This is a genomic window from Paenibacillus sp. CB74 (genome assembly GCF_055687625.1).
Genome location: NZ_CM146009.1, coordinates 3,462,520 through 3,476,459, shown reverse-complemented (window position 1 = coordinate 3,476,459; position 13,940 = coordinate 3,462,520). Strand labels below are relative to the sequence as shown.

Sequence of the window (13,940 nt, the reverse complement as noted above, 5' to 3'; positions counted from 1 at the left end):
ATGTCTTTAACGAATAAAGTCTTTACGACCAGATCAGGCTGTAATAATCCGATCTTTCGTTTGTCTGTTCCGATGTTCTATAGCTTCCTCATAATCCACGATCAATGTATCAAAAATATGCTCCCACGACCGCTGTTCAGCCAGCTTTCTGCCTTCCAGTCCCATCATCCTCAATTGGTCCACGTGATTTCCCCAGAGACATATCTCCCGAATCAGTGCATCAGCCTGACCTGGCTCGAACATTACTCCATTACGGTGGTGGGATACCAGATCTTTTACACCTCCGGCATTGGCCGCCACCACAGGAAGCCCTGAAGCCATCGCTTCCAGCACCACATTGCCAAATGTCTCCGTAGCGGAAGGAAACACAAACAGATCTGCCGAAGCATACATAACAGCAAGGTCTTCCCCGTGCATATAACCTGTAAAGGTGACATTTGGTGGGGAGTGCAGACGCATTTTGGGAAGAGATGGGCCGTCACCAACGATAATCCAGTGTACACGGGACTGCATTTCCTGGGGCAACTGTTGCATCGTAGTCGTGAGCGTAGCGATATCTTTTTCCGGGGCAATGCGTCCAACGTAGAGTAAAATAAGGGGAGCAGTGATGTGGTATCGTTCACGGATATCCGAGCTGCGTTTATCAGGGGAGTACAGGTTGCAATCAATTCCGCGAGACCAAAGCTTCAGACGCTGAATGCCTTGGACTTGAAGGGTGTTTATCGTTTCCCGAGATGGGGCAAGGGTTGCATCACAGGTGCGGTGGAACCATTGGATATATTTCCAATAGAGAGGGATCATGCTTTTCAACCGGTAATATTCGAGGTAACGATCAAAGTGGGTATGGTAGGAGACAACATGTGGAAGGTGATGTTTGAGCGCATACCTCAGGCCAAGCAGCCCCATATTAAAAGGCGTGGCGATATGCAGCAGATCGGGTTGAAAGGTTTGCAGCTGCTTATGAGTGTCTGTTCTGTTGGGTAGTGCAATGCGGCATTCAGGATACAGAAAAAAAGGGATGTTGGCAACCGATCGGACTTGAGTCTCATGGCTTCCTTCAATGATGGAGTTCGGAGTAAACAGCAGATGTTCAATTCTTCTGCGGTTCAGATGGTTACTCAAGCGGTGGAGCGTGCCAGCAACACCATTGGTTTCCGGAAGATAGGTGTCTGTGAACAAGGCCAGGCGCATCATTACCCCTCCCATGACTCGTGATGCCAAGATCATAACAGCGGAACATTTTCCCGAGGTCAAGTGCATGTTAACTTGACGATATTCCCTGTAAATTTGATAACAGGATAGACAATACTAACTACTATAAGTTCAACTTATATAATGTATTCTGCTATGATGTAATAACGTGTCGGCGTAGTTGAGCTTGATATTTACACGATAACGGAGAGGACAGAAAAAAACTGAAGAAGCGGAGCTAAAAGCTTTCTGCAAGAAAGCTGCTTCGGAAGCATACACTTCGCCTTTATCACTGGAGTTTCCCCGTTAATAAAGGGAATGAGAAAAATCTGGGGATAACAGCGAGCGGAAGTTTATTCTGGCCGCGTAGTGGTCCAGTGTAAAAAAATCGTTTAACTATTCAGATAGAGAGATACAGGAGGCAGAGAAAGATGAACAAGTTACAAGAAGAACTGCAGGAGTTGTTACCACTCGATCAGTTTGAAGAGATGTCAGGTGAAGAAGTGGTGGGGAGTGTTGCCATGGACCTTTATCGGGCTGAATTCGCAACGATTCGAGAGAGTGGGCCGGAACTTCCGCAAGTATTGCGAGATATCATTCTAATCATCGATCTGGATACCGAGCTGTCCATGAACGGTATGACCGGTTTCCTTGAGAATGCCAGCGGGCAGTATCTGAGTGAGACGATAACAGCTATGGAACGGATCGGCAATGATGCAGATGCCGTGATCCTGAAGAAGATAGAGCAGATGTTGTCCGAAAGCGGCGTAACGAACGGGCAATTGCGAGATAATGTGAATGGCCTGTCTGAAGATGACATTACGACAAGCCTGCAAACGCATGGGGAACAGATTCATGAGGTATTGCAGGAGATTGAATTGGAAGCCGCGAATTTAAGCATGCAAGCAGATAACGAGGAAAGCTTCGACTTGCTGTATCAGTATGTGGATGCCAACAAAGGTCTGCTGAAAAAGGAGATGCAGCATTTCTTGTCTAATTGAATGGGAAGAGGGGGCGAAATGACAAACATGAACAAAAGATTAGCAACGGAATCCGTTCTGGTTACCCTGTTATTCATCATCGGTTTTGCAGCTTGGAATGTTGTGCAAGGCATGATCATGACCATGAATTACGCACCTGATCTGACAAACACCGCTTCTTCCGTTACCCCATTGCAATCCAAGGTTGCCTTTGGAACTATGGTTCGATGGGATACAACATCCATGATTATTGCTGTTGCCGGGTTCATTTTGCTCGCCGCTGCATATTACGGTCTTCGATCAGGAATGCAACGCTGGACACAGCGTTCCTGAAGGTGTGTCCTCGTAAGCTACATGTCTGTCCCATGTTCCTTACGCTGTCTTTGCACGGGGAGAACTTCGAAGTCTTATTACCCGGAAAACCAAAAACCGTCCTTCATCAGATTTATCTGATAGAGGACGGTTTTATTTTTTCACAGACTACAGACTAGATATGTTTGGAAATAACCTCTTCCAGTCCTTGAGCGACAGAATGTGCACCCCGTGCCAGATGCCTTTCATACAGATGCAAGCGGACAAAACTTTCATCCGTCCCCATGGCTTCGGAGAATATTCCACTGAGCCCACGAGCACGGCGGTCGATCTGTAATAACAGTTCGAGCGAATCGCCCATTGGATAGAACAGGACTTCCAACTCATCCAGATGTCCACGGAACTTGTTTGTTGGTACATATTCGAATTCCTGCACAAATGGCAGATTTCCGCCAAGCTTCGGCGCATAGTCGTTGGTCACTTCACGCAGCTTGAAGCCAAGAATATCGATCGCATCGAGCACAGTATTCATGTCTTTGCTAGGAACAACATGCAATCTGTCACGGTCTGATGGGTCCACCGCGCTTGAGATATCGAGCCCCGTTTCTACCCAAACTTCTGCACGATGCAGTGTAATCGGCAGGTTTTCTGGCAGGTCAAATGAAAATTCTTTCTCCAATTTGGCTCCAGGCTGTAAAGTAAAACCTTCGGTGAGCAGGTATTTGGCGATAATGGCTGTTTCTTTTACTTTGCGATCATCGTGCTCCCGTATGTAATGGGTTTTGATTGAAAGATAGATTCGATCTACGTTCTGTTCCACATCTCCACCTTCAATGTACACAACCCCTGAGATGATTCCTCCAGGCGTGACTTCTGGTGTATGCAATTCCGTATTTACTTTGGCTGCTCCAACACCTACACTGGCTAACATTTTCTTGAAAAATGACATGCGCTCAACCTCCAGATCAGATGGTTTTATTATAGGGCAAACATACGACTTCGACCTTAATACGGAAGCTGGGAGAGAAGCGTTTCAAATTTTGGCAAAGATATTCGCATATTCAAACAGGAGATTCGCTTAGTCGATGTCGAATGTTAGATTAAAGGGATTTTTTGTCAGGAGATGAAGACAATTGAACACAGAATTTTCAGAACAGAAATATGGTGAGACCGGTGTCAAAACCAGCTTTGAGCAGATGGCGAATGGGGAACAGAAATATAAAATGATATCCGAAGATGGCAGTTATTATTGCAGAACCGTTGCTTCTTCCCAGGGAGCATGGCAAAACAGTCATGTACATATCAGTCTAACGGAGTTTTATGTGGTGCAATCCGGATGGATTGCTTATGCCAGTTATGGAGACGATCAGGTGTTTTCCATTCGAGTGATGCGTGAAGGAGAGCATATTATTGTCCAACCTGGAGTGCACCACAATATATACATGTCTGCACATAGCACGATCCATACAATCAAACATGGATTGAATACATCCAGTGATTGGATGGCATCCCCTGAGTTGGATAGGTTAACTCAATCTGTAACAGAGAAGGAGCTGCTCCAGAAGTATGATTAACCAGACGGGAGGCAGACAGATGCGTAAAAGAACAATATTGTGGATTACGGGAATAACGATCATATTCTTGGTGACTCTGCTCATCTATAGCTATGTTATTCCAAGTGTGAATGCCAAAGATGTTGTGATGGCAGGTACCATCAGGCAGATTGATACGGATGCAGTTGAGGTAGAGTTAGAGATAACGCGAAAAAGAGAAGACAAAGATCAACATATGGTGTATCCCGTTGTCCCGGGGTGGGGAGGAGCCACATTCACTGAAGAACAAGATAATGCGTGGTACGTGCCTTCGTCTGTTGGCAGCTCCTATCTTGATCAAGTCATTCTGGAAGAGTATCTGAAGGTGCAGGGGAAAACGAGGAAATCAGCTGAGAATCTGATAGGGTTTGCAATCCCTGATGAGATGGGGAGTTACAAGTTGAGGTTTACGCTCAGATCCTTGGATGGAACGACTCAACCGCTTGAAAATCCCATCGTGTATTATGTTCACAACGAGCAGTTGTTGGGGAAGGATCTAAGTTGGGTTACGGGTGAAAATCTGGAGATCATTAAGGAGTATGCAGAGTGATGAGTGTATATGAATCAAACGGAATCACCGTACGTTTCTTGGAAACAGAAGATGAACACCAGCTGGTGAAGTGGCTGACTGACCCGGAAGTCCTTCAATACTATGAAGGCCGTGATCGGCCGCATGATCTGGAGCAGGTAAGAGAGCATTTTTACAATCAGGATGATGATGCTACCCGTTGTATCGTTGAGTATGCAGGAAGTCCCATAGGATACATTCAGTTCTATAAGCTTGAGGAAGAAGAACGAACGGAGTATGGTTATGGAGACACGGATGAGATCATCTATGGAACGGATCAGTTCATTGGTGAGATAGATTATTGGAACAAAGGTATCGGAACATTGCTGGTGCAATCCATGCTGGCCTATCTCATTCATGAAAAACAAGCCCGTAAAGTGGTTATGGACCCTCAATCCTGGAACTTGCGAGCGATATCCTGTTATGAGAAATGTGGTTTTCAAAGGATTAAGCTGTTGGAGAAACATGAGCTGCATGAAGGGCAGATGAGAGACTGCTGGCTCATGGAATATGCACGTTAGAATATTAAGAGCTATTTTCATCATACAAACAAGGAGGAATAATGGATGGACGAACGATTTCCGATAGGCCCATTTGTACACACGGGTGAAGTTACTTTGGCGCAGCGGGAGAAGTGGATTCAGGACATTGCTGAGCTACCTGAACGCGCGCGAGAAGCGGTAAAGGGGCTGAGTGAAGAGCAATTAAGTCTGCCGTATCGAGAAGGTGGATGGATGCTCAAACAGGTCATTCACCACATGGCAGACAGCCATATGAACAGTATGATTCGTTTCAAGTTGGCACTGACAGAGGATACACCTACAATTCGACCGTATTATGAAGAGCGTTGGGCTGAACTGAGTGATTCAAGGGACCTGGATGTTGAGTTCTCACTTCAAATTCTGGATGCGCTCCATCGTCGGTGGGTGGTTCTGTTAAATGCACTGACAGATGCGGATTATGCCAAACAATTCTATCATCCCTCATCTCAAGAAACGACGAGATTGGATTATAATCTGGGCATGTATGCTTGGCATGGCAAACACCATGTTGCTCATATTACATCGCTTCGAGATCGACTGGAAATTTAGTTAGGATAAATATCTTATTAAGGAGAATTCATTAATGACTGTACATATCAGATTATTAAATGAGAGTGATCCTGTAATTATATCCAAGGCGTTTCAGGAGCAGGGGTGGGGGAGATACGCTGAGCAGTATCTTCATTACTTGGCTGAACAACAGAATGGGGACCGTGTAACCTTGGTAGCCGAGTTGAATGGAGAATTTGCCGGATACGTGAATGTATTGTGGCATTCCAAATACCCTTCTTTCAGGGAACAAGGCATTCCCGAAATTAACGATTTTAATGTGCTGATCAAGTTCCAGCGCCAAGGTATTGGTTCACGGTTGATGGACCGCGCAGAGGAAGTTATTTCGGAACGAACGGATGTAGCAGGTATTGGTGTAGGCGTATTTTCCGATTATGGCAAAGCGCAAGTTTTATATGCCCATCGCGGATACATACCGGACGGTCATGGTGTTCACAGACACGATCATTACATTCAGCCAGGTGAAGAAACGATTATGGACGACGATGTTGTACTTTATCTTACGAAGAAATTAAGAGGCATACAATAGTGTGAGTGATGGATACTGGTTGTTAAATATCGATTGTGTGTGACTGGCGTAAACGTGGAGTGAACCACGAGGAAGCACATATATTATATGCCGTACGCCTGGGCAAAGTGTTTGATCTTTTGATCAAACACTTTATTTATTATTCGGGTACGAGAGGACGGGTGGCGGCAATGAAAATGGCGTTTGTTTTACTTGATGGAATGACAAGCATGGATTTGGCTGGATTCTATGAAGCTGTGATCTTTAAGGGGAGGGGGTGGCAAGATGACTATTCGTCTTTTTCAAACGATTGATCAGCCAGCAGTGCTGAAAATGATGACGGATCATAATTTTCAATTCCCTTCGTTTATACGCGAACAGTATCCTGCGCGCTGGGATTTATTTTTAAATATGATGGATGAACGGATCAGTGCTTATTATGTCATGGTTGACGAAGCAGATGTTGTCATAGGTCATGCTGGTTATATCTTTCAGCCTACGGTTAACCGATATGAAATCGTTGGCGTTGTTACGTGTAAATCACACCTTCGACAAGGTGTAGCACGTACACTAATTACTGAAATATGCATGAAAATAGCTGGATTTGGATGTAGTGATATCATGCTTTACACACTTGATCATGCAGAAAATGAAGCAGCGCTCGTATTTTATGAACGAATGAATTTTCAAAAGGAAGGTATTGATATGAATTATTATACCTCGGGATTCCATAGGCTGGCTCTTGTCAAAACACTATAAGTAACTTCAAGAAATCCATTTTACTCAAAATCTGATCTTGATTTGTTAAGCTAATTTAACCTATCTGCATAGTGAAGGGGAAGCTCCTATTCTCCAAAGTAGGATCGCTACAACGGTCTGATCTGAAACTTCGATCAGAGCAGTGTAATGCCAAAGAAAGATAATGAAAAAGCTGTCCTGCATGTTATACTCTATTGGAAGTTGAGGAATGATAAGCAGGATGTTGAGAGATTAGATGATCAGAGGAGTGAATGATGCATGTTTAGCAAAGTCGGCCAAATTATGTTGTATGTCAACAATCAGGATGAATCACTGGCATTTTGGACGGAAGTTGCAGGATTCCACATTGTGGATGAAGTAAACCTCGACGAGGGCATGAGATGGATTGAGATTGCGCCTACCCCAGATTCGCAGACGAGCATTATTCTCCATGACAAAGAGTTTGTCGAGCGGATGTCGGCGGGTGTAAATCTGGGTACACCATCATTAATGTTCTTTACCGAAAATCTGGATCAACTATATGCTGACTTGTCTGGAAAACATGTAACGGTTGGAGAGATTGTCGAGATGCCAACGGGGCGTGTCTTCAACTTTGCTGATAACGAAAAAAATTACTTTGCAGTCATGGAACGGGCGAAGTAAACTGTAACTCATAACAGCTACAATTGTTAGCGATCGACATCCAAGTCGGTCGTTTTTTTGTTGGAAAAATCTTATATTTCAAAGTAGAAAAATAGAGGATTAATGGTTAAAAATGTTATAATAAAGTGTAGCTGATTTAATGAAAATGACGAGGGATGAATGATCTAAACTGAAGGTTCGGATGGAGGATTTAAGGAGGAATGTGGTAGTGGAAAAAACGATTAAAAGTGTACAGGATCTATATGATATGCTCGATGCAGACTTCAGATCTGCCAAGCAATTTTGGGAGCCTTTCTATGAGGATCGGAACAGACCCATACCCTTTTTCCCAAACAAACCGGATGAGAATCTGGTAGCGTATGTGAACGCAGGTTTGCTGGCAGGTGGCAAGGCACTGGAACTGGGTTGTGGTCCAGGCAGAAATGCATTGTATTTGACCCGCCAAGGATATCAGGTAGATGCTTATGATCTTTCCAAGACAGCTATTGCCTGGGCTAAGGAGAGGGCGGCAGAAGAGCAACTGGACGTACATTTTGAATGTCGCTCCGTGTTCGAACTGGCCCCGCAGCAAGAATATGATCTTGTCTACGACTCGGGTTGTCTGCATCATCTGCTACCTCATCAGCGGATTCCTTACATAGAGATGATTCACCAAGCGCTCAAGCCCGGAGGATACTTTGGGATGAGCTGTTTTGCTCCTGGTTTTGGCGGTCAAGGTGGGCCGGAGAGCGTCATGGATGATTGGCAGGTATATCAAGAGAAGTCGATGAAAGGCGGACTGGCCTTTACGGAGGAAAAGCTCCGTTATTTACTACAAGATCCATTTGAATGTGTGGAATTACGTCCTATGAAGGCGATGGGCCAGGATGAGAATTGTTTTGGATTACCCATTTTGTGGGTGACCATGTGGAGAAAACCGGGCGTGTAGTTATAGAGTTATAAAGTCATAGGGTGGAGTTTAACTAATACTGCATTGAGCGAGAGAAGGCGGGGGAATATGAGACAGAGGTATTTTATCATTACAGGTACATCCAAAGGAATTGGGAAACAGCTCGCGGAGTTGTTGCTAGCCAGGGGAGACTGGGTCTATGGCATTTCACGCGGGCATTCGCACGAGTTGGAATCAAGCGAGGAGTGGAGCGGGCGTTACCATCATGTTCAGTACGATCTAGCCGACCTGACGGGGATTGATGATATGGTTACACGTGTATTGGACAAAATCCTTTCTCAGGAAGCTGATTGCATTGGACTCATTAATAATGCAGCGATGCTGGAGCCTCTAGGACCCATAGAACAATGCAGTGCCGCAGAGATAAGTCAGAGTCTTAACATCAGTCTTGCAGCGCCAATGATATTGAGCTCATCTTTTATTCAACAAACCAATCACCTGTCCGCCAGACGTAAAATTGTTAATCTCTCATCGGGTTCGGGAAGTTATCCCGCGCCTTCAATGGCAGTGTACTGTACATCCAAAGCAGGATTGAACATGTTCACCCAATGCGTATCTTTGGAGCAAACGGGTCAACAGAATCCTGTTGAGATCATTGCTTTTGATCCGGGGATGGTCGATACGGAGTTACAGGCTGCTGCACGAGGCAAAAGTACAGAGGAGTTTGCGCTTGCAGGCATGTTCAATCAAGTGTATGAAGCAGGCCAATTAAGATCGCCACGAGACGTCGCGATACAGTTGATCGAGCGGATGGATGGACACAATCAACCTTAGAAGAACAGAAACGTGGTGAACTCTCTTGTTTAAAATTATGCTCATTGAAGACGACGAATCGTTATTTAATGAAATCAAGGAACGGTTATCCCAATGGTCGTATGACGTGTATGGTGTGCAGGACTTTGGCAAGGTATTGCAGGAGTACAGCGTAATTCAGCCGCAATTGGTCATTATTGATATTCAGTTGCCCCAATATGACGGGTTCCATTGGTGTCGAATCATTCGTTCGCATTCCAATGTGCCGATTATCTTTTTGTCCTCACGGGATCATCCTGCGGATATGGTCATGTCCATGCATTTGGGTGCAGACGATTTTATCCAGAAGCCGTTTCACTTCGATGTATTGATTGCCAAGATTCAGGCAACTCTGCGGAGGGTGTACAACTACAATACAGAGCATATTGAACTCCGGACTTGGCGCGGTGCTGCAATTGAATATGTGAAAAATACACTCACTTGCAGGGATGAATCTGTTCTGTTAACCAAAAATGAGATGTTCATCCTTAAAGTGCTGGTGGAGCACAAAAATCAGATCGTTACCCGTGAGGATCTCATCCGGAGCTTGTGGGATCATGAGCATTTCGTGAGTGATAATACGCTGACGGTTAACGTTAATCGGTTACGAAAGAAGCTTGAACCCATCGGCTTGGAGCGATACATTGAAACCAAGGTAGGTCAGGGTTACATGGCAACGGAAGAGGCAGAAGCATGATCGGAAAGTACATACGAGAAAGGGCTAGTTGGTTATGTCTACTGGTAAGCATACAACTTATTATTTTATTGGTAGCTTACATGGACTCGTCTATTCCATTCCAATCTGTGATGTATATCGTAGTGCTGAATGTGGTGGTATGTCTTGTTTTTATCTGGGCGAGATATCTGAAAGAGACTCGTTTCTATAAAAAGTTGAGCACCTGGGATCATACCTATGATCTGGGAGAACTCGACATCGCCGAAAGTCCATATGAGCAGATCGTACATGAGGCCCTCAGTTCCCAGACACAGCGATATCGTAAGGAGTCGTCACATCATTTTATCGCTCTGGAACAGGAGAAGGACGAGATGTTGTCCTGGATTCATGAGGTGAAGACCCCACTGACTGCGTTGCAACTGATGATCGAGCGCTTGCCAGATGATAAGCTACAGAGCCAAATGACATATGAATGGTTACGAATCCATCAATTGCTGGATCAGCAGCTTCATCAGAAGCGGATTCCGTTCATGCATAATGATCTGTTCATCGAAGAGACGGAATTTGAACCGATATTGAATAGTGAGATTCGAGCACTGAGATCGTGGTGCATATCCAAGGGGATTGGCTTTGATGTGTCGTTGATGGTATCGCGTGTGCTCACAGACAGCAAATGGTTAGGCTTCATCCTCCGGCAGTTGTTGAGCAATGCGGTGAAATATAGCGATTCATCGGACATCCTCATTGAAAGTCGGGAACAGGATGGACATGTCATACTGATGATTAAGGATCACGGGCGAGGGATTGAGGCTCAGGATCTGCCGCGTATATTTGATAAAGGATTTACGTCTACCCGAGGCAGAATGGATGGAGCGGCGACTGGGATGGGGCTGTATCTGGTTCGTCAGGTGGTCCAAACCCTTCATATGCGCATTCATGTAGAGTCTTCTCCTGGCGAGGGCACTACCGTCACACTTACTTTTCCGCGAAAAAACGACATGGTGCATCTTGCAGGCGTGTGACAATAATGTCACATGCTTTTTGGTTTTGTTCGGTGAATCACACGATAACACTGCACATCCCGCCTATGATATAGACATGGGCATTTTGCAGAAGTTCAAAGAGGAGTGAGTGGGATATGTGGATACTGGAAGCCAAAAAAATTCATAAAGTCTATGGTAATAAACTGAATAAACAGGAAGTGCTGAAAGGGGTTGATCTCGGGGTAAGCAAGGGAGAGTTTGTCGGTATTATGGGGCCATCGGGTTCGGGTAAAACGACACTGCTTAATGTACTTTCCTCCATCGATCGGGTGAGCCAGGGCACGATTGATATTGAGGGCAAGGAATTCACCGGAATGAAGGAGAAACAGCTGGCTGAGTTCCGCAAACATCATCTGGGCTTTATTTTTCAGGAATATAATCTGCTGGATACCCTTACGGTGAAGGAAAATGTATTATTGCCGCTCTCGATCACGAGCATTCCAAAACAGGAGGCACACCGGAAGTTTGAACAGATTGCCAATGAACTGGGCATCTACGAATTGAAGGACAAGTATCCATCCGAGATTTCAGGTGGGCAGAAGCAGCGGACTTCAGCAGCAAGAGCATTTGTCCATGAGCCAAGTATCATCTTTGCGGATGAGCCAACCGGAGCGCTCGATTCCAAGTCTGCCTCCGATCTGCTCGGCAAGTTAAGTGAGATGAACAGCACCCGAAAGGCAACCATTATTATGGTTACCCATGATCCGGTTGCTGCAAGTTATTGCAGCAGAGTGATCTTCATTCGAGACGGTCAGATCTACACCCAGCTGAATAAAGGAGACGAGTCCCGGCAATCGTTCTTTAATGACATTATCAAAACCCAGGGCGTATTGGGTGGTGTGCAGCAATGAGCTTGAATTATATTATCTTCCGTAATCTCAGGAAAAACTTGAAGAATTATTATCTCTATGTATTTGCGCTTGTGTTCAGTGTGGCTTTGTATTTTTCCTTTGTGACGTTACAGTATGATCCTTCCATGGATGAGGTAGCTGCTTCAACAAAAGGTGCGGCAGCCATAGGCGCATCTTCGGTATTATTAATCGGTATTGTCGGTATTTTTCTGTTATATGCCAATACCATTTTTATTAAGCGGCGCAGCAAAGAAATTGGATTATTTCAGTTGATTGGACTGACGAAGGGCAGAATTTTTGGTATTTTGAGCGCCGAGAACAGTATCCTTTATTTTGGCTCCATGGCCATTGGTGTGTTGATTGGTTTTCTTGCGTCCAAGCTTGTATTGATGATATTGTTCAAAATTCTCGGTGTGGATGCGATTACCAAACTGTACTTTTCTCCGATGGCACTGCTGCAAACGGTGATTGTCTTTACGATGATGTATCTGCTCATCATGCTGATGAATTATATCTTTATCAAGCGCCAGAGTATTCTCTCGCTCTTTCGGGTGTCATCCACTTCGGAGCAGCAGGTGCAGAAGATGTCGTTTGGACAGATGATTGTTGGCGTCTTGGGCATTGCCCTGATGGTGTATGGATACTTCGTGTCTGCTCGGCTGTTCAGTGGCGAGGCAATGGATATGCAGCAGTTGATGTATACGATGATCCTGATTCTGTTCTCGGTCATACTGGGGACATACCTGTTCTATAAGGGGTCGGTAAGTTTTATCTTTAATCTGGTTCGCAAAAGCAAAAACGGCTACCTATCTATTCATGAGGTGTTATCATTATCTTCAATCATGTTCCGCATGAAGTCTAATGCCCTGCTGCTCACGATTATTACAACCGTATCTGCGCTTGCGATTGGCATGTTGTCACTCAGTTACATTTCATATTATTCGGCAGAGACGCAAGCCAAGGAAAGTTTGCCGGAGGATTTCTCTTTTGCTCAGGAGGATGTGAAAAGTCGTTTTGTAGCGGAGTTGGAACACAAACAGATTGCTTATGAAGAGAAGCATAGAGAGCCTATCTATATTGAAATTGATGCACAAGAAGTGATGGATGACTCCGCAATGGGGGAGCTGTTGTTCAGCAGTGTGCTGAGTGACAACATGGTAGATAACATTGATGTGCAAGCAGGTGAAGTGGTCTTCATGGGATATGGAAATGCCATTCAGCAGTTAATTTCCATTCAGGAGAAAGGTCCAATCGTCTTGCACGGGTTGAAACATAGGCTGGCACAACAACTGATCGGAACAACCAAACAAGGCGTCCTTCCCGCGTACTATACTAGGGGCACGCCTGTAGCGGTCGTGGATGAGACGGTATATCAGCAACTGAAGCAGGATATCGATCCCGAGCTGCAGAAAGTCGAGTGGGCTGACTACTATGGTGTACGTATTGTGAACGAGGGGCAGGATGAAGATGCCTATGCCGTATATAAGGAGCAGCAGTTGGAAGCCCCAAGTTTCTCCCAGATTGAGTTCAGAAATAACCAACGTAACACGATGGGCCTAATTATGTTCATTGTTGGATTCCTCGGTTTGACGTTTTTAATTACATCAGGATGTATCCTGTACTTTAAACAAATGAATGAGAGTGAAGAGGAGAAGGGCAACTATACCATTCTGCGAAAGCTCGGATTTACGCAAGGCAATCTGTTGCGTGGCATTCAGATCAAGCAGTTGTTTAACTTCGGTATTCCACTCATGGTAGGATTGAGCCATAGTTATTTTGCCGTAAAATCAGGGTGGTTTTTCTTTGGCACGGAGCTAGCGACACCTACGGTCATTGTCATGATTGTCTATACATTGTTATATTCGATCTTTGGTCTGTTGTCCGTGTGGTATTATAAACGGGTGATTAAGGAAGCTTTGTAGAATTGGGATCGGGCGTATGCTGATATAACAAAAATAGTTTGAG

17 protein-coding genes and 1 riboswitch are annotated in these 13,940 nt (G+C 44.9%); of the genes, 15 read left to right on the top strand and 2 right to left on the bottom strand.

Annotation, left to right across the window (positions count from 1 at the left end; all coding sequences use genetic code 11):
* Nucleotides 1-33: 33 nt before the first annotated feature.
* Nucleotides 34-1,194, bottom strand: a complete 1,161-nt coding sequence (locus ACX9NY_RS15345) for a glycosyltransferase family 4 protein (RefSeq protein WP_472473555.1) — start codon at nucleotides 1,192-1,194, stop codon at nucleotides 34-36.
* Nucleotides 1,195-1,622: 428 nt separating this feature from the next.
* Between ACX9NY_RS15345 and ACX9NY_RS15340 the strand changes: the two genes are divergently transcribed.
* Nucleotides 1,623-2,192 carry a DMP19 family protein gene (locus ACX9NY_RS15340; protein ID WP_339240681.1) on the top strand — a complete coding sequence of 190 codons (570 nt, stop codon included), beginning with the start codon at nucleotides 1,623-1,625 and terminating at the stop codon, nucleotides 2,190-2,192.
* Between the two features lie 27 nt (nucleotides 2,193-2,219).
* Nucleotides 2,220-2,504 (top strand): hypothetical protein, encoded by a 285-nt coding sequence (locus tag ACX9NY_RS15335; protein ID WP_472473553.1) that lies wholly within the window; start codon nucleotides 2,220-2,222, stop codon nucleotides 2,502-2,504.
* Between the two features lie 154 nt (nucleotides 2,505-2,658).
* Here ACX9NY_RS15335 and ACX9NY_RS15330 read toward each other — a convergent pair whose 3' ends face one another.
* Nucleotides 2,659-3,432, bottom strand: a complete 774-nt coding sequence (locus ACX9NY_RS15330; protein ID WP_339240684.1) for a sporulation protein — start codon at nucleotides 3,430-3,432, stop codon at nucleotides 2,659-2,661.
* Between the two features lie 184 nt (nucleotides 3,433-3,616).
* On the opposite strand from ACX9NY_RS15330, the gene ACX9NY_RS15325 reads away from it, so the two are divergent.
* The 13 genes from ACX9NY_RS15325 (at nucleotide 3,617) to ACX9NY_RS15265 (ending at nucleotide 13,897) form a co-directional block, all read left to right on the top strand.
* Nucleotides 3,617-4,057, top strand: a complete 441-nt coding sequence (locus ACX9NY_RS15325) for a cupin domain-containing protein (RefSeq protein WP_472473551.1) — start codon at nucleotides 3,617-3,619, stop codon at nucleotides 4,055-4,057.
* Nucleotides 4,058-4,076: 19 nt separating this feature from the next.
* Complete coding sequence (locus ACX9NY_RS15320; protein WP_339240686.1) at nucleotides 4,077-4,625, top strand: hypothetical protein; 549 nt, start codon at nucleotides 4,077-4,079, stop codon at nucleotides 4,623-4,625.
* Nucleotides 4,625-5,164 carry a GNAT family N-acetyltransferase gene (locus ACX9NY_RS15315; RefSeq protein WP_339259905.1) on the top strand — a complete coding sequence of 180 codons (540 nt, stop codon included), beginning with the start codon at nucleotides 4,625-4,627 and terminating at the stop codon, nucleotides 5,162-5,164. The genes ACX9NY_RS15320 and ACX9NY_RS15315 overlap by 1 nt, the downstream gene beginning before the upstream one ends.
* Before the next feature lie 45 nt (nucleotides 5,165-5,209).
* A complete protein-coding gene (locus tag ACX9NY_RS15310) occupies nucleotides 5,210-5,734 on the top strand; it encodes a YfiT family bacillithiol transferase (protein ID WP_339259907.1) in 525 nt (174 codons plus the stop codon).
* A 34-nt stretch (nucleotides 5,735-5,768) separates the two neighbouring features.
* The gene (locus tag ACX9NY_RS15305) at nucleotides 5,769-6,284 is read left to right on the top strand and encodes a GNAT family N-acetyltransferase (protein ID WP_339240689.1); all 516 of its coding nucleotides are present in this window, start codon (nucleotides 5,769-5,771) and stop codon (nucleotides 6,282-6,284) included.
* Between the two features lie 29 nt (nucleotides 6,285-6,313).
* A riboswitch (ZMP/ZTP riboswitch) is annotated at nucleotides 6,314-6,395 on the top strand.
* A gap of 153 nt (nucleotides 6,396-6,548) precedes the next feature.
* Nucleotides 6,549-7,022: a GNAT family N-acetyltransferase gene (locus ACX9NY_RS15300; RefSeq protein ID WP_472473548.1), complete on the top strand. Its 474-nt coding sequence runs from the start codon at nucleotides 6,549-6,551 to the stop codon at nucleotides 7,020-7,022.
* Nucleotides 7,023-7,280: 258 nt separating this feature from the next.
* Nucleotides 7,281-7,664 (top strand): VOC family protein, encoded by a 384-nt coding sequence (locus ACX9NY_RS15295; protein ID WP_339303347.1) that lies wholly within the window; start codon nucleotides 7,281-7,283, stop codon nucleotides 7,662-7,664.
* A 208-nt stretch (nucleotides 7,665-7,872) separates the two neighbouring features.
* Nucleotides 7,873-8,592, top strand: a complete 720-nt coding sequence (locus ACX9NY_RS15290; RefSeq protein ID WP_472473545.1) for a class I SAM-dependent methyltransferase — start codon at nucleotides 7,873-7,875, stop codon at nucleotides 8,590-8,592.
* Nucleotides 8,593-8,661: 69 nt separating this feature from the next.
* Nucleotides 8,662-9,387: an SDR family NAD(P)-dependent oxidoreductase gene (locus tag ACX9NY_RS15285; protein ID WP_472473543.1), complete on the top strand. Its 726-nt coding sequence runs from the start codon at nucleotides 8,662-8,664 to the stop codon at nucleotides 9,385-9,387.
* Between the two features lie 25 nt (nucleotides 9,388-9,412).
* Nucleotides 9,413-10,102, top strand: coding sequence for a response regulator transcription factor (locus tag ACX9NY_RS15280; RefSeq protein ID WP_342572349.1), 690 nt, complete (start codon nucleotides 9,413-9,415; stop codon nucleotides 10,100-10,102).
* Nucleotides 10,099-11,103, top strand: a complete 1,005-nt coding sequence (locus ACX9NY_RS15275; RefSeq protein ID WP_472473541.1) for a sensor histidine kinase — start codon at nucleotides 10,099-10,101, stop codon at nucleotides 11,101-11,103. Before ACX9NY_RS15280 ends, ACX9NY_RS15275 begins: the two co-directional genes overlap by 4 nt.
* Nucleotides 11,104-11,219: 116 nt before the next feature.
* Nucleotides 11,220-11,975 carry an ABC transporter ATP-binding protein gene (locus tag ACX9NY_RS15270; protein WP_472473539.1) on the top strand — a complete coding sequence of 252 codons (756 nt, stop codon included), beginning with the start codon at nucleotides 11,220-11,222 and terminating at the stop codon, nucleotides 11,973-11,975.
* Complete coding sequence (locus ACX9NY_RS15265; protein ID WP_472473537.1) at nucleotides 11,972-13,897, top strand: FtsX-like permease family protein; 1,926 nt, start codon at nucleotides 11,972-11,974, stop codon at nucleotides 13,895-13,897. Before ACX9NY_RS15270 ends, ACX9NY_RS15265 begins: the two co-directional genes overlap by 4 nt.
* The last annotated feature ends 43 nt before the right edge of the window (nucleotides 13,898-13,940 follow it).

Coding starts and splice junctions, on each gene's coding strand:
- ACX9NY_RS15345 (WP_472473555.1), bottom strand. CDS start 1,194: ATGATGCGCCTGGCCTTGTTCACAGACACCTATCTTCCGGAAACCAAT.
- ACX9NY_RS15340 (WP_339240681.1), top strand. CDS start 1,623: ATGAACAAGTTACAAGAAGAACTGCAGGAGTTGTTACCACTCGATCAG.
- ACX9NY_RS15335 (WP_472473553.1), top strand. CDS start 2,220: ATGAACAAAAGATTAGCAACGGAATCCGTTCTGGTTACCCTGTTATTC.
- ACX9NY_RS15330 (WP_339240684.1), bottom strand. CDS start 3,432: ATGTCATTTTTCAAGAAAATGTTAGCCAGTGTAGGTGTTGGAGCAGCC.
- ACX9NY_RS15320 (WP_339240686.1), top strand. CDS start 4,077: ATGCGTAAAAGAACAATATTGTGGATTACGGGAATAACGATCATATTC.
- ACX9NY_RS15315 (WP_339259905.1), top strand. CDS start 4,625: ATGAGTGTATATGAATCAAACGGAATCACCGTACGTTTCTTGGAAACA.
- ACX9NY_RS15310 (WP_339259907.1), top strand. CDS start 5,210: ATGGACGAACGATTTCCGATAGGCCCATTTGTACACACGGGTGAAGTT.
- ACX9NY_RS15305 (WP_339240689.1), top strand. CDS start 5,769: ATGACTGTACATATCAGATTATTAAATGAGAGTGATCCTGTAATTATA.
- ACX9NY_RS15300 (WP_472473548.1), top strand. CDS start 6,549: ATGACTATTCGTCTTTTTCAAACGATTGATCAGCCAGCAGTGCTGAAA.
- ACX9NY_RS15295 (WP_339303347.1), top strand. CDS start 7,281: ATGTTTAGCAAAGTCGGCCAAATTATGTTGTATGTCAACAATCAGGAT.
- ACX9NY_RS15285 (WP_472473543.1), top strand. CDS start 8,662: ATGAGACAGAGGTATTTTATCATTACAGGTACATCCAAAGGAATTGGG.
- ACX9NY_RS15275 (WP_472473541.1), top strand. CDS start 10,099: ATGATCGGAAAGTACATACGAGAAAGGGCTAGTTGGTTATGTCTACTG.
- ACX9NY_RS15270 (WP_472473539.1), top strand. CDS start 11,220: ATGTGGATACTGGAAGCCAAAAAAATTCATAAAGTCTATGGTAATAAA.
- ACX9NY_RS15265 (WP_472473537.1), top strand. CDS start 11,972: ATGAGCTTGAATTATATTATCTTCCGTAATCTCAGGAAAAACTTGAAG.